This window comes from Amycolatopsis sp. NPDC051372 (genome assembly GCF_040682095.1).
Lineage (GTDB): Bacteria > Actinomycetota > Actinomycetes > Mycobacteriales > Pseudonocardiaceae > Amycolatopsis.
Genome location: NZ_JBFBAF010000014.1, coordinates 136566 through 158287, shown reverse-complemented (window position 1 = coordinate 158287; position 21722 = coordinate 136566). Strand labels below are relative to the sequence as shown.

General features: G+C 67.9%; 17 protein-coding genes. 11 read left to right on the top strand and 6 right to left on the bottom strand.

The annotated features are described in order from the left end of the window. Positions 1-38: 38 nt before the first annotated feature. Positions 39-812 (bottom strand): SDR family oxidoreductase, encoded by a 774-nt coding sequence (locus tag AB0M56_RS22345; protein ID WP_364179155.1) that lies wholly within the window; start codon positions 810-812, stop codon positions 39-41. A gap of 222 nt (positions 813-1034) precedes the next feature. On the opposite strand from AB0M56_RS22345, the gene AB0M56_RS22340 reads away from it, so the two are divergent. The 3 genes from AB0M56_RS22340 (at position 1035) to AB0M56_RS22330 (ending at position 4060) form a co-directional block, all read left to right on the top strand. Continuing rightward, positions 1035-1961 (top strand): LysR substrate-binding domain-containing protein, encoded by a 927-nt coding sequence (locus AB0M56_RS22340; protein ID WP_364179153.1) that lies wholly within the window; start codon positions 1035-1037, stop codon positions 1959-1961. Between the two features lie 128 nt (positions 1962-2089). After that, complete coding sequence (locus AB0M56_RS22335) at positions 2090-2632, top strand: flavin reductase family protein (protein WP_364179151.1); 543 nt, start codon at positions 2090-2092, stop codon at positions 2630-2632. 105 nt (positions 2633-2737) lie between these two features. After that, positions 2738-4060 carry an MFS transporter gene (locus AB0M56_RS22330; protein WP_364179149.1) on the top strand — a complete coding sequence of 441 codons (1323 nt, stop codon included), beginning with the start codon at positions 2738-2740 and terminating at the stop codon, positions 4058-4060. A gap of 30 nt (positions 4061-4090) precedes the next feature. On the opposite strand, the gene AB0M56_RS22325 is transcribed toward AB0M56_RS22330, so the two are convergent. After that, positions 4091-4993: a LysR family transcriptional regulator gene (locus AB0M56_RS22325; RefSeq protein ID WP_364179147.1), complete on the bottom strand. Its 903-nt coding sequence runs from the start codon at positions 4991-4993 to the stop codon at positions 4091-4093. 418 nt (positions 4994-5411) lie between these two features. On the opposite strand from AB0M56_RS22325, the gene AB0M56_RS22320 reads away from it, so the two are divergent. Further along, positions 5412-6575 (top strand): low temperature requirement protein A, encoded by a 1164-nt coding sequence (locus AB0M56_RS22320; RefSeq protein ID WP_364179145.1) that lies wholly within the window; start codon positions 5412-5414, stop codon positions 6573-6575. Between the two features lie 246 nt (positions 6576-6821). Here the strand turns inward: AB0M56_RS22320 and AB0M56_RS22315 are convergent, their stop codons facing one another. The 3 genes from AB0M56_RS22315 to AB0M56_RS22305 all read right to left on the bottom strand — a co-directional run bounded on the left by AB0M56_RS22315 (position 6822) and on the right by AB0M56_RS22305 (position 13784). After that, a complete protein-coding gene (locus tag AB0M56_RS22315; RefSeq protein WP_364179143.1) occupies positions 6822-10325 on the bottom strand; it encodes a glycosyl hydrolase in 3504 nt (1167 codons plus the stop codon). An 883-nt stretch (positions 10326-11208) separates the two neighbouring features. Beyond that, complete coding sequence (locus tag AB0M56_RS22310; protein ID WP_364179141.1) at positions 11209-12432, bottom strand: flavin-dependent oxidoreductase; 1224 nt, start codon at positions 12430-12432, stop codon at positions 11209-11211. Further along, positions 12432-13784, bottom strand: a complete 1353-nt coding sequence (locus AB0M56_RS22305; RefSeq protein WP_364179139.1) for an MFS transporter — start codon at positions 13782-13784, stop codon at positions 12432-12434. Before AB0M56_RS22305 ends, AB0M56_RS22310 begins: the two co-directional genes overlap by 1 nt. Before the next feature lie 83 nt (positions 13785-13867). On the opposite strand from AB0M56_RS22305, the gene AB0M56_RS22300 reads away from it, so the two are divergent. Further along, positions 13868-14620 (top strand): IclR family transcriptional regulator, encoded by a 753-nt coding sequence (locus tag AB0M56_RS22300; protein ID WP_364179137.1) that lies wholly within the window; start codon positions 13868-13870, stop codon positions 14618-14620. 4 nt (positions 14621-14624) lie between these two features. Here the strand turns inward: AB0M56_RS22300 and AB0M56_RS22295 are convergent, their stop codons facing one another. Then, the gene (locus AB0M56_RS22295) at positions 14625-15389 is read right to left on the bottom strand and encodes an IclR family transcriptional regulator (RefSeq protein ID WP_364179135.1); all 765 of its coding nucleotides are present in this window, start codon (positions 15387-15389) and stop codon (positions 14625-14627) included. A gap of 145 nt (positions 15390-15534) precedes the next feature. Here AB0M56_RS22295 and AB0M56_RS22290 point away from each other — a divergent pair, with 145 nt between their 5' ends. From AB0M56_RS22290 to AB0M56_RS22265, 6 genes are all read left to right on the top strand, one after another. Continuing rightward, positions 15535-16602: a cupin domain-containing protein gene (locus tag AB0M56_RS22290; protein ID WP_364179288.1), complete on the top strand. Its 1068-nt coding sequence runs from the start codon at positions 15535-15537 to the stop codon at positions 16600-16602. Next, positions 16599-17453: a fumarylacetoacetate hydrolase family protein gene (locus AB0M56_RS22285; protein ID WP_364179133.1), complete on the top strand. Its 855-nt coding sequence runs from the start codon at positions 16599-16601 to the stop codon at positions 17451-17453. Before AB0M56_RS22290 ends, AB0M56_RS22285 begins: the two co-directional genes overlap by 4 nt. Then, positions 17450-18226 (top strand): maleylpyruvate isomerase family mycothiol-dependent enzyme, encoded by a 777-nt coding sequence (locus AB0M56_RS22280; protein WP_364179131.1) that lies wholly within the window; start codon positions 17450-17452, stop codon positions 18224-18226. Before AB0M56_RS22285 ends, AB0M56_RS22280 begins: the two co-directional genes overlap by 4 nt. Before the next feature lie 195 nt (positions 18227-18421). Beyond that, a complete protein-coding gene (locus AB0M56_RS22275) occupies positions 18422-19414 on the top strand; it encodes a UbiD family decarboxylase (protein WP_364179130.1) in 993 nt (330 codons plus the stop codon). A gap of 6 nt (positions 19415-19420) precedes the next feature. After that, the gene (locus tag AB0M56_RS22270) at positions 19421-19873 is read left to right on the top strand and encodes a hypothetical protein (RefSeq protein WP_364179287.1); all 453 of its coding nucleotides are present in this window, start codon (positions 19421-19423) and stop codon (positions 19871-19873) included. Between the two features lie 31 nt (positions 19874-19904). Further along, positions 19905-21491, top strand: a complete 1587-nt coding sequence (locus AB0M56_RS22265; RefSeq protein ID WP_364179128.1) for an MFS transporter — start codon at positions 19905-19907, stop codon at positions 21489-21491. Positions 21492-21722 lie beyond the last annotated feature (231 nt).

Below are 21722 nucleotides of genomic sequence, written 5' to 3'. Positions count from 1 at the left end.
CGACGGGCTTCGGTTGTCCAGGCTTTGCCGATCCCGGGTCAGTTGCGGCCGGCCATCACGCCGCCGTCGACGTCGACGATGGCGCCGGTCATCCAGCTCGACTTGTCCGACAGCAGGAACGACACGGCGTTCGCGATGTCCTCCGGTGTGCCCACCCGCCCCAGCGGGTGAACGCCGGCGAAGCTGTCGACTGTTTCGTCGAGCTTGTCCTCGGGCACGAAGCCCAAGTACAGGGGCGTTTTGACGACCGCGGGAGCGACCGCGTTGACCCGGATCCCGTGCGGGGCGAGCTCGATCGCGAGTGCCTTGGTGAACGAGTGGATACCGCCCTTCTGCACGGAGTAACCGGTGTGCGGGGTCGCCGCGATGCCCTGGTGCGCCCACATCGAGCCGACGTTCACGATGGCGCCGCCCTTGCCACCCGCGACCATGCCCGCGACGACCGTCTGCGTGATGAAGAACAGCGCTCGGTTCAGTTCGTTGTACGAGTCGTAGAAGGCTTCGTCGTATTCGCTGAACGGCCTCGGGATGAAGAATCCCGCCGCGTTGACGAGCAGGTTGGCATCGGCGTGTTCGGCAGCGAGCTGCTTGCGGACCTCGGGTACCTGGTCACGGTCGGTCAGCTCCGTCGTGATGCCCCAGGCCTTTCCCTTCTGCGACAAAGCTTCGACTGCCGCCTGGACTCGCTCGGGATTCCGGCCCGTGATCACGGCGGTGCCACCCGCGGCGACCACCTGGTGGGCCGTGGCCAGCCCCATACCGCTGCTGCCGCCGACCACGACGACCTTCTGGCCCTCGAAACTCTCGTTCATGACCGTTTGCTCCTTCACGCGAAATCCGGACTCCGGGTGATTCCCGGATCGGGCTACAGGACGTTCGTGGCGCGCGGCCGGCGGTTCTTACCGACGGTCGTGGCGACCGCCGGGGAAGGCTCGCGCGCAACGTGCGCTCCTGCCTCGTACGCGCTCCGTCGGAGCCGGATTGCGGTATGTTGCCACGATGCCAATGTGGGCTGGAGTTCTGTGTGTATCGGTATGTCGAGCACCGTGATGACGCCCAATCTTCTCGACGGGCGGTTGAAGATCCGGCATCTGCTGCTGGTCGACGCGATCGCGCGCCGCGGCACCTTGGTGGCGGCCGCCGATGATTTGAACATCACCCAGCCCGCCGCGACCCGCACGCTGCGCGAACTCGAGGAAATCCTCGGGGTGGCGTTGTACGACCGGAACCCGAGGGGGTTGTTGCCGACGCCGTTCAGTGAGGCGTTCGCGGCGCATGCTCGGGCTGTCGTGTCCCAGATTCGCCAGGCTGGGAAGCACATGGCGCAGCTACGGGACGCCGACCGCGGGACGGTCGCGATCGGTATCCACCTCACGGGGTCGAATGCTCTGGTCCCGCGGGCGGTGGAGGTCTTGAAGGCCCGGCACCCGCTCTTGACCGTCGAGCTGACCGAGGCCTTGCCCCGCAGGCTGCTGTCGGAACTGGGGTCGGGACGCCTCGACCTCGTGGTGGGCCGGCTGACGCAGCCGACGGACGAACACTTCATCCGGCTCCCACTGCACGAGGAGGCCGTGTCGCTCGTGGTCCGCGCGGAGCATCCGCTGGCCGGCCGCGAAGGGATCGATGCGTCGGAGCTTTCCGGTTATCCGTGGATCTTTCCCGACGCGGAGGCTCGTTTGCGCGGCGAGCTGGACCAGTTTTTCAGCGCTCGTGGTATTCCGCTGCCGGTCAACCGGGTCGAGACCACGGCGTACCTCGCGGTGAGGCATCTGCTCCTCGCCACGGACTCGATCGCCGCGCTGTCCGTCTCCATCCACGAAGGACTGGCGGGTGTGGTGAGTTTGGGGCCGGAGTTCGAGCTGGCCAGTCACAGCGTCGGGATCACGTTGGCCGCCGGCCGGGAAGTCACGCCCGCGGCCAGCGCGATGATCGGCATTCTCCGGGAGCTTGTCGCGTCGTAGCGGTATGCCACTCCTGGTATGTCGGGCGGCAGAACGCGCATTGGCGCGGTCCGCGATCGCTGATGGATGCTGCTCGCCAGACCTACCGGCGGCCGGACAGACGGCCTCACGAGGAGGAGTGATCGGCAGTGACCGTCCCCACCAGCACGTTCGTTCCCGACGGACGTGATGCCTTGGCTTTCCGGCACGCGTTGCGGCATTTCCCGACGGGTGTCAGCGTGGTCACGATCCCTGACGGCGACGGCGTGCACGGGATGACGGCCAGCTCGTTCTCACCGGTTTCGCTGAAGCCCCGGCTCTGCGCGGTCAGCGTCAACAAGCCCGGCCGCATGCACGAGCTGCTGCAGGCGACCGACGGCTACTACGGGCTCAGCGTGCTCGGGAATCGACAAGGCGCGATCGCCGACTTCTACGCTCGCAGCCCGTGGGCCGTCTCGGCCGAGGTAAAGATGGACGTGCGTGACGGCTGCCCGGTGGTCGGCGACTCGTTGGCCTGGTTCCTGTGCCGTAAATGGGGTGTCTACAACGGAGGAGACCACTCGATCTTCGTGGGCGAGGTTGTCGACCTGGGGGCGAAGGAGGTGGGCGATGTTTCTCCGTTGATCTTTCACCATTCGAAGTATTTCGAGCTGGGTGAAAACATCCCGCGGGGGAGTGAAGGCGGGTTCTGAAGTGGTCCGCGCGTTGACCACGGTCGAACACCGCCGCGCGGCCGTCTCGGTCGCCCGCTGATCGCGAAGGTCCGCAAGTCCCCACCGAACAACGGAGTTCACCCCATGAGCCAGCTGTCCCCACCGGCCCGCACGGCGCGGCAGATGAGAAAGAACATCCTCGTCAGCGTCGCCGGTTCGGCCATCGAGTGGTACGACTTCTTCATCTACGCGTCGGCTTCGGCGCTGGTGCTGAACAAGCTTTTCTTCCCCTCGGTCGATTCGGTCGCGGGCACGCTGCTCGCGTTCAGCACGTTCGCCGTCGGTTTCCTGATCCGGCCCGTGGGGGCCGCCGTGTTCGGGCACTTCGGTGACCAGTTCGGCCGCAAGCCGGCGCTGGTGACCGCCATGATGATCATGGGCGCGGCGACCACCGCGATCGGTTTGCTGCCGTCGTATGCCACGCTCGGCGTGGCCGCGCCGATCCTGCTCGTGGTGCTGCGGTTGATCCAAGGCCTCGCACTGGGCGGTCAATGGGGCGGTGCGGTATTGCTCGTCACGGAGTGCGCGCCGGAGGGCAAACGCGGCTTCTACGGCAGCTTCGCGCAGCTCGGGGTGCCGATCGCGCTGATCTTCTCCAACGTGATGTTCCTCGTGCTCTCGGCCACCGTGTCACCGGCCGCCTTCCTCACCTGGGGCTGGCGGATCCCATTCCTGCTGAGCATCGTGCTGATCGGCGTGGGGCTCTACGCGCAGTCGCGGGCCGAAGAAACCCACCCCGCACCGGAAGAGCCGGCCCGGCGCCGCGCGCCGCTGCTGGAACTCCTGCGCTCGCACCCGAAGCAGATCCTGCTGGCCGCGGGCGCGACCGTGATCAACGGCGGCGCCTACTACCTGCTGACCGTGTACATCCTCTCCTATGCCACGCAAGCGCTTTCACTACCGCGCGGCACGATCCTCGTGGCGGTGCTCGTGTCGGCTGTCGCGTCGGGACTCACGATCCCCGCGGCCGCCGCGCTGTCCGATCGCATCGGCCGGCGGCGCGTGTTCCTCACCGGCGCGGTGCTGCTCGCAGTGTGGGGCTTTCCGATGTTCTGGCTCGTGAACACGGGTTCGCCCGTGCTGATCACGCTGGCACTCGTGGTGGCGCAGGTCGTCTTCAGCCTCACCTACGGCCCGTGCCCGGCGTTGTTCTCCGAGATGTTCGGCGCCGGCGTGCGGTATTCGGGCGTTTCCGTGGGCTACCAGATCGGCGCCGTCGCCGGCGGTGCGCTCGCGCCGATCATCGCCACCTCGCTGTTCGCCGAGTTCCACACGGCCAACGCGATCGCTCTGTACCTGGCCCTGATGGCTGCCGTGTCGTTCGGCTCGGTGTTGCTGGTGACTGAATCCGTCCGGCGCAAGAGGACGGCCGCACATCCTGAGGTCACCGTGGCCGGAGTGGACTGAAGTCGGTCTCGTCGGCCATCCGGAGTCGTTTCAGAGTTCCGCCACCGCTTCCCGCAGGGACATTTCCAGCCGCCTGATCGACGCGGCCACGCCTCTCGTGTCGAGCCGGCAGGTGTGGAGACGACGGACGATCGTGGGCTGCCGCATGGGCAGAACCACGACGCTCGGGGGAGCGTCCAGCAGCAACAGCCGCGGCAGCAGTGCGACGCCGAGTCCTGCCGCGACGAGGTTGAGCGCGGTGCGGAAGTCCATGCCGTCGAAGTCCAGCCGATGTCCGCTTCCCCGGTCGCCGCCGACGGGTGACGCGGCCAAGTCGCGGACGTCGACCGCGGTGTTGATCCACGCGTCCGACGGCAGGTCGGCCGGGGTGACACTGTCGGCTCCCGCCAGGGGATGGCCGGCGGGAAGGACGACCATGATCGGATCGTCCATGAGGTGCTGTTGCCTGAGCCCGGCCGGCGCCGGCTCGGGAGCGTGTTCGTAGTCGAACGTGATGGCCAGGTCGACCTCGCCCCGGACCAGCAGCGCGTGCGTTTCGCGCTGCTCGAGTTCGCGCAGCGTGATGTGGACTCCCGGATGGGTCGCCCGCAGGCGTGCGAGCGCGGGAGGGACGATGGAGGCTGCCGCCGAGATGAACGCGCCGAGCCGCACCTCGCCGCCGGTTCCGTCCGCGAGCGCCGCGAGCTCGGTGGCAGCGCGACTCATCGATGTGCTGATCGCGGCCTCGGTGTCGAGCAGTACCTGCCCGGCTTCGGTCGCACGGACGGGCCGCCGGACCACCACCCGCGCGCCGACCCGTCGTTCCAGTTCCGCGACCTGCTGCGAGACCGCGGACTGGGTGTAGCCCAGTTCGTCGGCGGCAGCGGCGAACGAACCGAGCCGCACGACCGCCTCGAGGGTAACCAGATGCCGCGGATCGAACAGCCAGGACATGAAGTCAAGGATAGCTTATCGATCGAGAAGGGGATCATCGCTCGTGCTGATCCGGAGTCCTGGTCGACGCTGGACGCAGGGGGACTTCAGGCACTACGACACCGCCATCGACGAACTCTCCGCCGTCGGGCCGGGTTCTCTCTTCGCCGGCATGTCGAAGTCCGAAACGGGAGCACATTCGCCGAAGTCGCTGAACACCACTGCGAAGACGAATCTGATGAATTAATGGCAATTCTGCCCGTCATCGTTAATCCCGGAATCAACGGCCGAAGTGGCCGCCCACGATCCACTGTGGAATTGTGCGAAGCAGCCGGTTCCGTCTGATGTCGACAGACGCACCACGCACCGAGTTGCCGACCACCTGCCCCGGACGCTCCCCCAGGCGTCCGGGGCGCTCGCACGCGGAGAGACCCACGTCATGACACTCGATTCCCGATTCCGGCTCGTCCCGATGAGGCCGCGCGACCCGAACGAGGCCGGACGGGCCGCGTCCACGCTGGAGCTGTTCTTCGACCTCGTCTTCGTCGTCGCCGTGAGCATCGCCGCCGCGCAACTGCACCACGGGCTCACCGAGGGGCACGTACTCGACGGGATCTTCAACTACTGCTTCGTGTTCTTCGGGATCTGGTGGGCCTGGATGAACTTCACCTGGTTCGCCACGTCCTTCGACACCGACGACTGGCTGTACCGGGTGACCACCATCGTGCAGATGGGTGGCGTGCTCGTCTTCGCCTCCGGCATCGGGCCCGCCTTCGAGGAACACGACTACTCGGTGCTCATCATCGCCTACGTCGTCATGCGCGCGGCACTCGTCGCCCAGTGGCTCCGCGCGTCCCGGTCGTCGGGCCCCACCCGCCGGGCCACGCTCAGGTACGCGGCCGGCATCTCACTGGTCCAAGCCCTGTGGCTCGCCTCCCTGCTCCTTCCCACCGGGATGTTCACCGTCGCGCTGATCGTGCTCGTCACCGCGGAAATCGTCGTGCCGATCCTCGCCGAGCGCACCGGGACCACGCCCTGGCACCCGCACCACATCACCGAGCGCTACGGCCTGTTCACCCTCATCCTCCTCGGCGAGAGCCTGCTCGCCTCCGCCAACGCGATCATCGAGGCACTGCGGGACGCCGAGTCGCCCGGCCGGCTCATCGGTATCGCCGCGCTCACGCTCATCGCCACGGCGGCCTTGTGGTGGATCTACTTCTGGCCCCCGCACCACCACGCCATCAAAGACGTCGTGAGCTCCCTGGCCTACGTCTACGGGCACTTCTTCATCTTCGCCGCCGCAGGCGCGTTCTCCGCCGGCATCGAGGTCGAGATCGACGTCCTCACCGGGCACACCACGCTGCACCAGCCCTACGCGTCCTTCGCCTACACAATCCCGCTCGCCGTCTTCGTCCTCGGCATCTGGGCCCTCGCGATCAGGCCCCACGCCGACCGCGTCGTCAACACCGCCCTGCCTCTGGCCGGGCTCCTCGTCCTCGTCGACCCCCTCATCCCGATCCCTTTCGCCCTCACCGCGGCGATCCTCGCCGGCACCGTCACCGTGCTGGTCTGGCGACGGCAGACCGATGGCCACGACGCCTGAGCCCGCACGCGTGTCCGACAGGCTGCCGCACCACACCCCGGACAGGCGTCCTGGTCGCCAACCACCTCACTGTTCACCACGGGCAATCCGATGGGCGACGAGGCGGACGCAACTGACCACAGAACCGACCGGACGTGCCCACCGCGCTGACTCCACGATCGAGATGTCACCGGTGCAAAGATGGTCCCGCCGTTCATGAGCGGCGGGACCATCTTCGTGGTTGCGGCGATCAGCGCGGTGGGAAGATCACTTCCCGGGCTGGTTGGAGTGGCCCGGGCGTTCGACCACTGCGACGGTGAAGGTGTCCAGTGAGATGTTGCCTTGGAGGCCGTAGGATGCGACGGCGCCGGCGACGGTGTCGGCGGCGGGCAGGTTGGGGTAGCCCAGCGCCCTCATTTGGTTGCGCAGCGAGCTCGATACTTCGACCTTGATCGTGTTGCTGCCGGCTTTCAGCGCGGAGCTGACGTCGATGCGTCCGGCGATGAAGTCGTAGCCGGTGATCTTCTTGCCGTTGACCCAGACTTGGGCCAGGGCGCCGCCGGTGGAGGAGATGTCGAGGTAGGCACCGTTTGAGTCATTCCACGTGTCGGGCAGGCGGAATGTGGTGCTGTATGTGCCGACACCTGATACCGACGCCGGATTCTGCGCCGTGAAGGTCATGTCCTTCCAGGGGATGAGCTTGGTCGTGCCCACGTTGATGTCGGACTTCTTCGTGGTGAAGTACACCTCTTTGGTGGTGTAGCCCTGGCGTGCCTCGGTCAAGATCTTCTTCTCGCCGGGTGTCCAGCTGGTGAGGACCAGGTTCCACGGCGCGTTCGTCAGGTTGACGTTGTCCGGTACGGAGATCTTCTTGGTCACAGTGGAGCCATCGGCCAGCCTGGCGGTATAGGTGCCCGACTCGGTGGCGAGGATGGCCGCGCCGTCGGCGGTCACTCTGCCCTGGGGCGCGTTGGTGCTTCGCAGGGGCGCGGCGGTCTTGGTTTTCAGGTCGATGGCGATCACCGTGGTCTGTCCAGGCGCCAGAGTCACCTCGAACGAGGTGCGGCCACCGGAAGAGTTGTACAGGGCAAGCGCCTCGATGCCGCTTGACCAGGTGTCGATGCGGTACGGCTTGCCGATCGCGTCGACGCTGATGGTCGTCGTGACGGTTTCGGCGTCGATCGGGTTGTTGAAGTAGTCGCCGCGCTTTTCCATGTAGTTGTAGGCCCACAGGTACACGGTCTCTTTGGTCCTGCGCATGGCGGTGAGGACGGTCTGATTCGGTTCGGCGTATTCGGCGCGGGGCCGCACTCCGAGCCGCTTCAGCGCGCTGTACACGCCGGTCTTGCCGTAGTAGTACTTCTCTTCGTAGTCCTCGGCTGCGGGGTCGGGGGTGGTCGCGCTCTGGGGGACGTTCGCGTTGACCTCGTTGACGTTCGGGAGCTTCTTCAGCCGTGCCATCACCTTCGCCAAGTCGGAGTCGGTGCCCTCGTTGCCGAGGGTGCGGATTGCCGCCTTGGTGTTCAGGTAGTTCCTGGTCGCACTCAACGTCTCGGTCAGGCCGTTGACGACGACAACGGGCAGGCCCTGCCGGGCAAGAGCGTAGATTGCCTGGGCGCTTTTCAGCCGGATGGAGTCCTGGTAGATGACGATCGCCTGGTATCCCACGTTTTCGGGCATCAGACCGTCGGTCTTGCTGTATTTGACGCGCTTGTTCTCCAGGATCTCGGGTGCGAAGTATTCGTAGGTGTACCCGTTGTCCTGCAGTTCGAGATCCTTGAAGTAGTTGGCCCTCCGGTGCCGCATGAAGTCGGGGTGGGGGTGGTCGCTGTTGAAGGCGTAGTCGGTGCGCAGCACCGCCAGGTCCATTTGCGGCTTGCCCTGCTGCAGCACGGCTTGGGTGCGGGCGATCATCGGCAGGTAGTCGCCGTACTGCGTGGACTCCGGCTGGCGCGGACCCCACCGCTCCGAGTATCGCGCGTACATGCCTTCGTGGCCCGGCCAGTACGTACCGTCCCAGGGGTTCGACGGGTCGCTGGAGTCAGCGCCGGAAATGCTCGAGTAGCCGTGGAATACGGTGTGGCTGACGCCGGAGGCGAACTGGGTGTTGATGATCTGCATGAACCGGTCCTGCGGCCAGGTGTAGTTCTCGCCACTGATCGCGCCGGTCTCACTGGAGTACCGCAGCCCGTGAGTGTGGGCCGCACCCGACAACGTCCGCTGCGAATCCAACTGGTTCCCGAAATCAAGCGATTCGGTTTCCACGTAGTCCACACCTTGGGCCGGCGTGGTGATCTCATAACCCACGTTGTACGAAATCTCGGCCCGCAGCTTCATGTTCATCTCATCGTTCAGGTAGGCCCGAAGCGGCTTGAGAACATTGTCGGTGTACATGTCGGTGATCGTCTCGAAGAAGTCGTTGCGAATCTTGTTCACCGCGACCTGGTCGGCTCCGGCGACCAGGAATGAGGTGAGGCCCGCCCGGCCGTCCTTCCTGATGACGTAGGGCAGGTATGGCTCGAGGCTGTACCCGCGGCGCTTCTGGAACTCGCTCATGAGCGTGGAGCCCCAGAATTCGCCGCCGTTGGAGTTGCTGGTCGAGATCTCCAGCGAGTCCATGTACATCTCGCCGCGGCCGTTGTCGATGATGGCCGATTTCAGCTCACGGTCGTTGAACACGTGATTCTTGTAGTAGTCGATGAAGTCCTGCATGCCGGCTGGGTCGATGTAGTTGATGGTCACGTTCTGTGTGGCCGAGGGTGTCGGTGACTGGCCGGTCGCCTGCATCCAGAACGCGTAGATGTCCCAGGTTCCGGTCCCCGCCGGCGGCGTCCAGGTCAGGGAATAACCCGCCTTGCCCGTGGGGTCCTTCATCGTGCTCGGAGTCACCGGGGTGCCGTTGAGGGTGACCTTGCCGGTCAACACGACCGACGTGTCGGTGTAGCTCATGGTGCCGGAGATGCTGCCGTCGGCGGTGACCGAGCCGGTGTTGCCGGCTGCTCGTCGGACCGCGACCACGGCGATCAGGTCCTGCCGCACGGTTCCGGCCACGGTCATCACCGAGCGCTTCAGGGCGCCGGTGAACGCGGTGCCGCCGGTCGTGGTCTGGATGGCGTAGCCCAGCGCCTTGCCGGCTCCGTCGTCATCGAACTTCAGGTTCGCGATCGGCAGGTTCGCGTTCGCCCAGTGGGTGCCGCTGGTCATGGAGAAGCCCATGCCGTACTTGTTGGCCTCTTGGATGATGAGCTTCGTGTCGTTCTTCCACTCATCCGATCCCCAGCTGTAGATCTGCTGGGGGGTCTTTCCCGTGGTGTTGCTGACGAAGACCGTGCCGCTCAGGTCGCTGTCCACATTGGGCTCGGGCATGCAGACGATCTCGACCGAGCCGATGCCCATGTCGTGGAGGGTTTTCATGTCGGCCTTGATGGTCGCGTCGGTGTGCAGCCCTTCGGCCAGCCACCACCTTGTGCCCGGCCGGTACTTGCCTTCCGGGTTGTCCAGGAGCGCGTGCTGGGCCTTGATGAACTTGTCGGCGATACTCGTCGACGAAGCCTCGGCGGAGCCGGCGCCGACCAAGCCTGAGAGCGCCACTGCCATGCCGACACCGCCGCTGATCTTGAGAAAATCTCTACGGTCGAAGCCGGGCTTGCTGTCTTCCATCGGTCCTCCTGGGGCAGGCAGGGAACGGTTCTTGCTGTGATGAATGGATCTTGAAGCGTTGCGATGCCGTGCGGCCGGAAGCAGTCGCAGGCGAGGGCGGCGAACCCTCAAGCGCCGGCGTGCGCGGATCCGGCGCCGGCAGTGCGTCGCCGGCCCTGCCGCGCAATACGCCCGCACCGTTGTTCGGACATTGATCGTCCATCGACGACACAGGGGTGGGGAGGGAAGGCGTCGTCCAGCGGACCTGATGCCGTTACCCGGCGGCGTTTGCGACCAGGCGTCCGCGACAGCGGGCCGGCGCGCCTTCGGCCGGTGCGGTACACCCGCGATGGTGCCGTACGCACTCAGTGGCCTCTCCGTTGAGGATCGAACTTATTAAAACGTTTCAAGTCGAGTCACTCTAGTTTCCAGCTCCTGCGCGGCCGTTGTCAAGCGTCAAACATCGCCTTCGTACGGCGGAATCGGTTCAGGATGCCGAGGGGAAACGCGGAATTCTTGGCTGCGAGAGCCGCGACACCAGACGAATCCGGGAATTGGCGTTCCCGCCACGGACAACGGAATCGCTGGCCACCGCGAGTCTCCCGGCAACCTCGGAATTGCCCGGCGTTGACATTCCCCGGGAACCCTGGTTAGGGTGCCGCTTGAAAGGTTTCACGCGAGTAGCTCAGCTCGGCAGCCCAGTCGGCGTGCTCGACTGCCACCCTGCTCGCGACCACCGCGACCACCGCGTCCTTCGGCGACGGGGACGACCTCATTGTCGTCTGCCCCGTCGCGGATCGGGACCGCGTGATCGGCGGGCTCCGCCGGACCGAAGGCGCCTGCGGGCGTCGCTGCTCGCCACTGCCCGAGAACAAGGAGGCCGTGGCGCAGTCCCGCGCGGCGCGCTGGAGGTCGCGAAGCTCGCCCGGGACGGGGAGACGTCGCCGGGCGGCGGCCGGACTTGCTCTCCGGATCCAGGCCGAGACCCGTGACCAGAGCGCCGCGCCAGGCCCCTTTAGCGCTGGGCTGACAGCACTGTCAGCGAGTACCCGGCGATCTCCTTGTAACTGGTCAGGATCGCCTCCAGTTCCCGTGGGTCGACGACGTTCTCGAGCCGGTCGAAGGGGCGGTCGCCGGTGCGTTCGTAGACCTCGCGCAGGATCGCGTCGGGTGGGGTGGTGCGGTTGGCACGGACCACGGCGGCGGTGGCAGGGAGGCGTTCGGCCTCGTAGGCGGCCAGGGCGGCGACCACGTCGGTCGTCGCGGTGAGTTTGGCGGCCAGGGTGTGGGCGTCCAAAATGGACTGTCCGGCGCCGTTGGAACCACGCGGCACCATGGGGTGGGCGGCGTCGCCGAGGAGGGTGATGCGGCCGGTGCCCCACCAGGGCAGTGGTTCCTGGTCGACCATCGGGTATTCCAGGATCGTCGTGGACGAGGACAGCAGCGCCGGGACGTCCAGCCAGTCGAATTGCCAGTCGGCGAAGGCGGGCAGGAAGTCCTCGAGCCGTCCGGTGCGGTTCCAGTCACGGTCGGAGTGCTGGGGCGTCTCGATTTCCACCACCCAGTTGACGAGCTGGCGGCCCTCGTGGTCGACGTCGTTGCGGATGGGGTAGACGACGAGCTTGCCGGTGGCGAGCCAGCCGGCGCGGATCATGCTGGCGCCGCCGAGGATGGCGGGCCACGGGGTGACGCCGCGCCACATGTTGTAGCCGGAGTACACCGGTCCGCTCTGGTCCGGGTGCAGTTGCCGGCGGACGACGGAGTTCACGCCGTCGCAGCCCACGACGAGGGCGCCGCGCACGCTGCCCTGCTCGAACTCCGCCGTGGCCCCGGTGGCGTCCTGGGAGACCGCCACGCAGCGTCGGCCGGTGACCAGCCGGTCGGGACCGAGCCGGTCGCGGACCGCGCGCACCAGGATGTCGTGCAGGTCGCCGCGGTGGATGGAGAACTGGGGCCACGGGTATCCCGCGGTCCGGCCGGTCTGCTCCGTGTAGATCCGCTGGCCGAACCTGTTGAAGTAGAGCGAGCTCTCGGTTTCGATCGCGACGGCGGACAGCTCGTCCGCCAGGCCGAGCCGCGTCAGTTCCCGGGTGGCGTGCGGCAGCAGGTTGATCCCGACACCGACGGCCGAGAGCTCGTCGACCGCTTCGTGGACCGTGCAGTCGACGCCGGCGGCGTGCAGTTCGAGGGCCAGGGTCAGGCCGCCGATGCCTCCACCGATGATGACGACTTCCGACATCAGTGCTCCATTTCTTCTCGGGGTGCCGCCGGGGAGACCCGGCGAGGTGCGTGAGTGCGAACGAGCACAAAGGACGTACTGACCACGGCGAGCACGGCCGCCACCGCGACCGCGACGAACAGCACGGCGCTGCCACCGAACGCGCTCAGCAACGCGCCGCCGATCGAGGGGCCGAGGATGCCGCCGACCCGGCCGACGCCGAGCATCGCGCCTTCGCCCGTCGCGCGGGCCTGAACCGGGTAGGTGGCCGCGCAGATGTTGTTGAGCAGGAACTGGCCACCGATGATGAACAACCCCGCGAACCCGACCGCGACGATGTTCACCGCCGTCGAACCGCCGACGGCGAGGACGAGCGTGGCCACCGCGCCCAGGCCGCACCAGAGCATCAAGCTGCGCCGGGCGCCGAGATAGCGGTCGGCGACGAGGCCGCCGAGCAGGGCACCGACGATGGACATCCCTTGCAGTACGGCGCCGAAGGTGTAGCCGGTCGCGAAGGTCTCGCCGCGCGCGATCATCAGCTGCGGTGTCCAGGTGGACAGCCCGTAGACGCCGAAGAGCAGCAAGAACGACGACACCCACAGCGCCACGGTTCGCGTCCGGTAGCGGGGCGCGAGCACAAGCCGCCAGTCCCGGGGTTGCCGGTCGACGGACAGCCCGTGTTCGCGGTAGGACTGGGCGCGGTCCGGCCGCAGCCGGGACAGCAGGCGCACCGCCTGCTCCTGCTTTCCGCCGGCCACCAGGAATTCCACCGATTCGGGGAACACGGCGAGGTAGATCACGCCCAGCACCGCGGCGGCACCGCCCACGTAGAACAGCGACTCCCAGTGGCCGCCTTCCGTGAGCGCGACGCCGAGGACCGCGGCCAGCACGCCGCCGAGTGCGAAGCCGGTGCCACCGAGCACCGTGAGCCGGTTGTGCACCCGCTCGGGCAGGTATTCGTTCACGTACGCCGTGCCCAGCGGCAGCAGCACGCCCAGGCCCAGCCCGGTCACCGCGCGCAGCGTGACGAAGGCCGGGAACGTGGTGCCGAAGATGCCGGTCAGCACGCTGAACACCCCGGCGATCAGCAGGCCGGCGATCAGGGTGGGACGGCGGCCGATCCGGTCGGCGACGACGCCGTGGACCAGCGAGCCGACGGCGAACCCGATCAACGCGGACGACACCAGGAAACCGGTTGCCCCACCGGACAGATGCCAGGGCTTCACCACGAAGTGGATCATGTACGACGGGATGAAGGTGTCGTAACCGTCGAACAGGGTCGCCAGGGCGACGAGCAGAACCAGCAACCAGTGGAAGGTCCGGAGTGGAGCGGTCCGCAGTTCCGTGCGGATGTCGATGGTGTCAGCGGACAAAGCGACCTCCTCCTTGAGGGCTGTGCCTGGACCTTAAGTTCGCGCGACCAGCCATCGGAATCCGCAGGTTGTAGAATTCTGCTATGCGGGACGAGTCGGGGTACCTGGTCGAGTCGGCCGACAACGTGCTTCGGCTGCTGGAACTGCTGGCCCAACGAGGGCGGCTTCGGGTGAGCGAGGCGTCCGACGAGCTGGGTGTCGCCCGGTCCACCGCGCACCGGTTGCTGATCACGTTGCGGCACCGCGGGTTCGCGGTGCAGGACTCGCACAAGGTGTACCGGCCGGGGCCGGCGTTCGAGCGGATGGTGCGGCCCGGCCCCTCACCGCTGGATCTGCGCGCGGCGCTGCACATCCACCTGGCGGAGCTGAGCCAGGGGCTGGGGGAGACGTGTCACCTGATGGTGCTGGAGGGCAACGGCGCCCGATTCCTCGACTGCGTGGAAAGCACGCAGATACTGCGGGTCGGGGCGCGGACCGGGATGCTGCTGCCCGCACACGTCACTTCGGGCGGCAAGGCGTTGCTGGCCGAGCTGTCCAAGGAGCAGTTCACCGCGTTGTACCCGCGGGACCTGCCCGCACTGCCGGGCAGCGGCACCGTGAACCGGGCGGCCCTGTTGCAGCAGCTGACCGGGATCCGCCGCCGCGGGTACGCGACCAACTACGGCGAGAGTGACCGCGGCATCGTCGCGATCGGTGCCTGCGTGCGGGACGGCAGTGGGCGGGCGCTGGCGGCGTTCGCCGTCGCGTTGCCGAGCCCACGGTGCCCCCGGTCCCGGATCCCGGAACTGGCCAAGGCCATCGAGGAACACTGCCGGCGGGCCTCGGCCGATCTATGACGAGTCACCGGGCTCGTGCGGTCAGTGCTTCCCTCACGTCGCCGCAGGTCCGGAGCAGGTGCGCGGCCATCGCCTCCGGATCGGCCGAGGCGAACCGCGCCGTGGGCACGGCGATCGCCAGTGCGGCCGGCTGGCCGTCGATGACACCGATGGACGCGCCGATCGCCGTGACGCCGGGTTCGCTTTCGTCGTGGTTGAGCCCGAAGTGGTTGCGGCGCACCGCAGCGAGCTCGTCGTGCAGCGCCGCGACGTCGTGAATCTTCTCGCCGGGCCAAGGGGGTAGCCCGGCGGCGTGCAGCGCGGCGACCTCCGCCGGGTCGAGGTCGGCCAGCATCGCTTTGCCGCCGGACGTGCAATACGCCGGCATTCGTGCGCCGGTCCGCAGGCCCACCCTCAGCGGATGGTGACTCTCGATGCCGTCGACGAACCGGATGTCGGCCGCGGCGCGGACCATCAGGTGCACGGTCTCGCCGACGTCCGCGTGAAGGCGCTCGAGGTACGGCCGAACCCGGTCGGCCAGCGGCGGCGCCCAGCCGGAGGTGGCCAGCGCGAGCAGCTCCGGTCCTGGCCGGTATTGCCGCTTGTCCCCGCGCGCCGCGAACCCGCGGTGGCACAGCGTCGACAACAGCCGATGCGCACTCGAGGGGGCCACACCCAGTTCCCGGCTCGCCTCGGTCACGGTGACGTGGCCGTGTTCGGACAGCAGGGTCAGCAGCGTGAGCGCCCGGTCGACCGCTTCGATGCGATACGGTCCGGAATTCTGCTCCACAGAAAAACCATACGTCGTCTTTGCGTTGTCCGGAAGACTCTGCCTACGCTCCGGGAAGACCGGTCGTACGTCGCCGAACACCAGAGGAGCGCGCATGTCCCCGGAGACGGAGCAGGTGATCGGCCGTGGCCCGGCCGCGAACGAGATGACCAGTGGGGAAAGTCCGGAGCTGGCCGAGCTGTACCAGGACTTCGAGTCCGAGCACCTCATTCCACTGTGGACGCAGATCGACGACCTCATGCCGATGCACCCGAAACCGAAGGCCGTGCCCCACGTGTGGCGGTGGTCGACGCTCTACCCCCTGGCGCAGCGCGCCGGTGAGCTGGTGCCGGTCGGGCGTGGCGGTGAGCGCCGCGCCATCGCGCTGGCCAATCCGGGCCTGCCCGGTCTCGCCTACGCGAGCCCGACCCTGTGGGCGGCGATCCAGTACCTCGGCCCGAAGGAGGTGGCGCCGGAGCACCGGCATTCCCAGAACGCGTTCCGCTTCGTCGTGGAGGGGGAGGGCGTGTGGACGGTCGTGGACGGAGATCCGGTGCGCATGTCCCGCGGTGATTTCCTGCTCACCCCCGGCTGGCGTTTTCATGGCCACCACAACGAAACCGACCAGCCGATGGCCTGGATCGACGGCCTGGACATCCCGTTCACGCACTACACCGACGTCGGCTTCTTCGAGTTCGGCGCGGATCGGGTCACCGACGACGCGACGCCGAACTTCTCCCGCAGCGAGCGGTTGTGGGGGCATCCGGGACTGCGTCCGCTCTCCGGGCTGCAGGACACGGTGTCCTCACCGATCGCGGCCTACCGCTGGGCACACACCGACGCGGCGCTGACCGAGCAGCTCCTGCTCGAGGACGAGGGCCAGCCCGCGACCGTCGGGCCGGGCCACGCCGCGGTGCGCTACGTCAACCCCACCACCGGCGGCGACGTCATGCCGACGATCCGGGCCGAGTTCCACCGGTTGCGAGCGGGCGTCGAGACGCGGGCGCGGCGCGAGGTCGGCTCCAGCGTGTTCCAGGTTTTCGAGGGCCGCGGTGAGGTGGTCCTGGACGGCGTCGAACACCGGCTGGAAAAGGGCGACCTGTTCGTCGTGCCTTCCTGGGTGCCCTGGTCCCTGCGCGCCGAGAGCGCGTTCGACCTCTTCCGCTTCTCGGACGCTCCGATCATGGAGCACCTGCACTTCCACCGCACCCATGTCGAAGGAGAAGACCGATGAGACTGGCGACGATCCGGGTCGGCGGGACGACCGCCGCCGTGCGGGTAGACGGCACCACGGCGATCGAAACCGGATTCACCGACGTCGGCGCCCTCCTGCGGGCGGGTGGCCTGGACGTGGCCGCAGCCGCGGACGGTGCGCGGCACGACTACGCCACCGCGGACCTCGCGCCGGTCGTGCCGTGGCCCGGCAAAATCGTGTGCGTGGGGCTCAACTACCGCAACCACATCCTCGAAATGGGTCGCGAGCTACCCGAATTCCCCACCTTGTTCGCCAAGTACCCCGAAGCCCTGATCGGGCCGCGCGACGAGATCCTGCTGCCGCCGGAATCCGACCGGGTCGACTGGGAAGGTGAGCTCGCCGTCGTCATCGGCACGAGTGTGCGCCGGGCCTCGGCCGAGGAAGCGGTGGCGGCCATCGCCGGGTACTCGGTGCTCAACGACGTCACCATGCGCGACTACCAGTACCGCACGGCTCAGTGGTTCCAGGGCAAGACGTGGGAGAACAGCACGCCACTCGGGCCGGTGCTCGTGACACCGGACGAGCTGCCCGCCGGCGCCCAGCTGGTCACGTCCGTCGACGGCGACGAGCTGCAGCGGACCACGCTCGACGACCTCGTGTTCGGCGCCGGGGAACTGGTGCGCTACATCTCCACGATCGTCACCTTGCAGCCGGGTGACGTCATCGCCACCGGAACCCCCGGCGGCGTGGGGCACGCGCGCAAGCCCCCGCGCTACCTCGCACCAGGGCAGACGCTGACCACACGCATCGACGGAATCGGTGAGCTGGTCAACGTCGCGGTGGCGGAAAAGGTGAGCGGTGGGCCGGAACGAGCCGCGGCCGGCGCATGAGCGTCACCTCCGAGGACGCGGCGCGCGCGGCCCTGCGGGAACGGCAAGGGCCTGGAGCCCGCTACGACTCGCCCCACGCGCCGGCGCGCGAACTGCTCTGGGCCCGGCGGGGCACGGCCTACTTCGCCCGGAAGCTCGGCGAACTGTCAGACGCCGAGCTCGACGAACCAAGCCTGCTGCCGGGCTGGTCCCGTCGGCACGTGCTCGCCCACGTCGGCTACAACGCCCGGGCGCTGACCCGGTTGCTCACCTGGGCGCGGACCGGTGGCGAGACCCCGATGTACGCCTCAGCGGAGCAACGGCAGGCGGAGATCCGCGCGGGGGCCACGCTGCCGGCTCGCGCGTTGCGGAGCCTGGTCGCCCACGCCGCCGCACACCTCGACACCGAGTGGCGCGACCTGCCGGACACCTCCTGGGACGCGCAGGTCCGCACCGCGTTGGGCCGATTGGTGCCCGTTCGGGAGACGGCGTGGATGCGCACCCGCGAAGTGTGGGTGCACACCCTCGACCTGGACAACGGCGCGACCACCCGGGAGTTCCCCGGCGATCTGCTCGACGAGCTGCTCGCCGATGTGCTGCGGGGGTGGCGACGGCGGCAGGAAGCGGTACACCTGGTGCTCGCCCCGACGGGTCGGGCGCCGAGCGTCCTGGGCGAGGGCGGTTCGACCGTTTCAGGTGGTCTGCCCGATCTCGTGCGCTGGGTGACCGGCCGCGGAACCGTCGGTGTGGTCGCGGAAAGTGGCGAGTTGCCGGAGCTTCCGCGCTGGTTCTGACCCTCTGCGTGGAACGCGGGAAGCCTCCGGCGCGGATTCCGTGCCGGTCTACTGTGGACTTCGTGGGAATTTTTCCTCTTCGAGGCGGTCCACCTCCGAAGTGAATCACGCCGTCCCGCACAGAAGAATTGTGGGACGGCAAGATTCCGGGACCGGACGGGTTCAGCCTACCGTCGGGTCCAAAAGGAGTGAGGCGTGTACAACGACTATCCCCAACCCCACGAGGACTTGCGAGAGCTGGTCGACCGGATCGACAAGCTCGGCCAGCTCGTCCGGGTCCCCGAGGCTGATCCGGACCTGGAACTGGGCACGTTGATCGAGCTGGTCGCCCATCGCGGCGGCGAGGGCGCTCCCGCGCTGCTGTTCGAGAAGCTCACCGGCGACAGCAAAGGTTTTCGCGTGCTCTCCGGCGCGACCAACTCCGCCCAGCGCCTGGCGTTGACGATGGGCTTCCCGCGGCCGGGCCACCCGTTGGCCGCGGTGAACTCCTACCGCGAACGGATGCAGACCCACCAGCCGATTCCGCCGTCCGAAGTAGACAGTGGTCCGGTGCTGCAGAACATCCTGCGCGAGGGCGAGATCGATCTGACCGCGATCCCGGCGCCTCGGCTGCACGAGCTCGACGGCGGGCGCTACCTGGGCACCGACGACCTGATCATCATGCAGGATCCCGACGACGGCTGGGTCAACATCGGCACGTACCGGGCGATGGTCCAGGGCCCGGATCGGACCGGGCTGTGGATCTCGCCGGGCAAGCAGGGCCGCCAGATCCGGGAGAAGTACTTCGCCCAGGGCAAGCCCTGCCCGGTGCTGATCTCCTGCGGCCACGACCCGTTGCTGTTCCTCGCTTCCGGCAACGAGCTGCGCTGGGGACTGTCCGAGTACGACTACGCGGGCGGGCATCGAGGCGCCCCGATCGAGGTGGTCCGTTCCGAACTGTACGGACTGCCGATGCCGGCTGCCGCGGAGTTCGTGATCGAAGGTGAGCTGCATCCCGGCGAGACGGCGCCCGAAGGCCCGTTCGGCGAGTTCACCGGCTACTACGCCGGTGGCCGCAGCGAGCAGCCGGTGGTCCGCGTTCGCCGCGTCTACCACCGGGACAACCCGATCCTCACCGTCGCGTCGCCGATCCGTCCACCGTCGAACTTCTCCTACAGCAAGTGCGTGATGAAGGCCGGCATGGTGTGAGACGAGATCGAGCGGGCGGGCCTGTCCGGGGTGCAAGGCGTGTGGTGTCACGAGGCCGGCGCGGCCCGGATGTTCACCGTCGTCTCGATCAAGCAGGCCTACGCGGGGCACGCGAAGCAAGCCGCACTGCTCGCCGCGTCGTGTCAATCCAGCTCGTACCTGGGCCGTTTCGTGGTCGTCGTCGATGACGACATCGACCCCACCAACACCTTCGACGTGCTGTGGGCCATGTCCACGCGCTGCGATCCGGCCCAGGACATCGACCTGATCCGCGGGACGTGGAGCGGCCCGCTCGATCCGCGCCTCGATCGCGCGACCACCACGAACTCGCGCGCGCTGATCACCGCGGTCCGCCCGTTCGGCCGCGATTTCCCCGCTGTCGCGGAGGCTTCACCCGAGCTGCGCGACCGGGTCGCGGCCAAGTTCGCCGAGCTGCTCGACCGGCTGCCCACTTCCTGATCCTGGGACCGACGCTGAAAGGACAGCGGAGATGAGTTCCTCGACCTACGAACAGGACGGCGCCAGCGTGGTCGCCGTTCCGAAGTCAAGACCTGAGCAGAAACTGGGCTTCGCGACGTTGTTCGCGGCGTGCCTGGCGGTATGCGTCGCCGAGATCACCATCGCGATGCCGACCGTCCTCAACGGACTCTTCCAGAGCCGGCTGCACGCCGACGGCAGCGAGATCGCCTGGATCACCGACGCCTCCCTGCTCCCGGTCACCGCGCTCGCCCTCACATTCGGTGTGCTGGGCGACAAGTTCGGCCGCAAACGGCTCCTGGTGCTGGGTGCCGTGGCGCTGATCGCCGGGCACCTCGTCACGGCCACCGCCGCCGGAACGGCCCAGCTGTGGACCGGCAGGGCGATCGCGGGACTCGGTGCGGCCGCTCTGTTCCCCACCTCCCTGGCGGTTGTCGCCATCGGGACTCGCACCGGCCATGAACGCGCGCGCGGTGTCACGCTGTGGGCCGCATCGCTGGCCGCGGGCGCCGCACTGGCCCCGGTGATCTCGGGGATCTCCGCCGACAACGGATCCTGGAAATGGGCGTTCGTCGTCGTGATCGCGCTGTCCGCGCTGAGCGGCGTCGTGCGCCTGTTCGCGGCGGATTCGCGTGCTCCCGAAGGCCGGTCGCTCGACTGGCCGGGCCAGATCACGATCGCGATCGGGTTGTTCGCGCTGATGTACGCGGTCATCCAGGGCGGTACGGACGGCTGGGGCAGCACGGCCGTGGTGCTGGCGTTCGTGATCGCGGCGGTGTTCCTCGCGCTGTTCGTGGTCGTCGAACTGCGTTCGCCGGCCCCCTTGCTCCGGCTCGACGTCTTCCGCAACCGGGCGTTCACGGTGTCGGCTTTCGTGACCGTGGTCGGCATGTTCAGCTTCGTGGCCACGGCCTACAGCACCAGCATCCGGCTCGGTCCGGTCCAGCACCAGAGCCCGCTGCTCGCCGCGGCCGCGTTCGTGGTCCTCAACGGGGTGACGCTCGTCGTCGCCCCGCTGACCTCCCGGCTGATCGAGCACGTCAGCCCATGCTGGATCCTCAGCGGCGGCTTGCTGCTCACCGGAGTCGGCGACCTCTGGGCATCGACGGTGTCCATCACGGACCGAAGCCTGGGCTCCCTGGTGGGGCCGCTGCTGGCGGTGGGGCTCGGGTTCGCGCTGACGGTGACGTCGATCAGCGCGGTCGCGGTCAACACCGTGCCGGTGCGGCTCGCGGGCATGGCGAGCGGGGCGACCAGCCTGCTGCGGGACTTCGGCTTCACCCTGGGCCCGGCCGTGATCAGCGCGGTGGCGCTGAGCCGGGCAGCGGGGGACTTCACCACCTCGCTCGCGGCCAGCGCACTGCCCGAGCACGCCAAGGCAGCCGCGGCGGCCGTGGCGAAAGCGGGTGGTCCGCTGGCAGTGAACTCGGCCCCGCCGACGGCGCCCCACGCCGGAGCCGTTCCGCTCGCCGTGGACGCCCTCGGACACGGCTACTCGCTCGGCTACCTCATCAGCGGTATCGCGGCCGTCGTCGCCGCCCTGCTCGCAGCGGCGACCTTGGGCCGCACGGTCAGGCCGGTGGAGGAACCGGGGGAGTAGGCACACATCGTCCGGCTGGACAGCCGAGCGGTGATCCCGCCCGGCCGTCTGCCCGGATTCTTCGAACAGCGGAGTTCCGTCAACCCGGCGGAACCCCGCTATGAACCTGACATCGGCACCCACCGAGGGGCGGGCGACAAGCTGCGCGTGGCCGGGCGAGGGCGGTATCGTCCCGGACGTACCTGGCCAAATCGTCCCCAAGGTTCATCGGCGACTCATCGATGGTGAGGT

Excerpts from the sequence above, each read along its gene's own strand:
- AB0M56_RS22280 (WP_364179131.1), top strand. The coding sequence starts at position 17,450 with ATGAGCGTCACCTCCGAGGACGCGGCGCGCGCGGCCCTGCGGGAACGG.
- AB0M56_RS22265 (WP_364179128.1), top strand. The coding sequence starts at position 19,905 with ATGAGTTCCTCGACCTACGAACAGGACGGCGCCAGCGTGGTCGCCGTT.
- AB0M56_RS22330 (WP_364179149.1), top strand. The coding sequence starts at position 2,738 with ATGAGCCAGCTGTCCCCACCGGCCCGCACGGCGCGGCAGATGAGAAAG.
- AB0M56_RS22300 (WP_364179137.1), top strand. The coding sequence starts at position 13,868 with ATGCGGGACGAGTCGGGGTACCTGGTCGAGTCGGCCGACAACGTGCTT.
- AB0M56_RS22310 (WP_364179141.1), bottom strand. The coding sequence starts at position 12,432 with ATGTCGGAAGTCGTCATCATCGGTGGAGGCATCGGCGGCCTGACCCTG.
- AB0M56_RS22320 (WP_364179145.1), top strand. The coding sequence starts at position 5,412 with ATGACACTCGATTCCCGATTCCGGCTCGTCCCGATGAGGCCGCGCGAC.
- AB0M56_RS22340 (WP_364179153.1), top strand. The coding sequence starts at position 1,035 with ATGTCGAGCACCGTGATGACGCCCAATCTTCTCGACGGGCGGTTGAAG.
- AB0M56_RS22345 (WP_364179155.1), bottom strand. The coding sequence starts at position 812 with ATGAACGAGAGTTTCGAGGGCCAGAAGGTCGTCGTGGTCGGCGGCAGC.
- AB0M56_RS22325 (WP_364179147.1), bottom strand. The coding sequence starts at position 4,993 with ATGTCCTGGCTGTTCGATCCGCGGCATCTGGTTACCCTCGAGGCGGTC.
- AB0M56_RS22285 (WP_364179133.1), top strand. The coding sequence starts at position 16,599 with ATGAGACTGGCGACGATCCGGGTCGGCGGGACGACCGCCGCCGTGCGG.
- AB0M56_RS22290 (WP_364179288.1), top strand. The coding sequence starts at position 15,535 with ATGACCAGTGGGGAAAGTCCGGAGCTGGCCGAGCTGTACCAGGACTTC.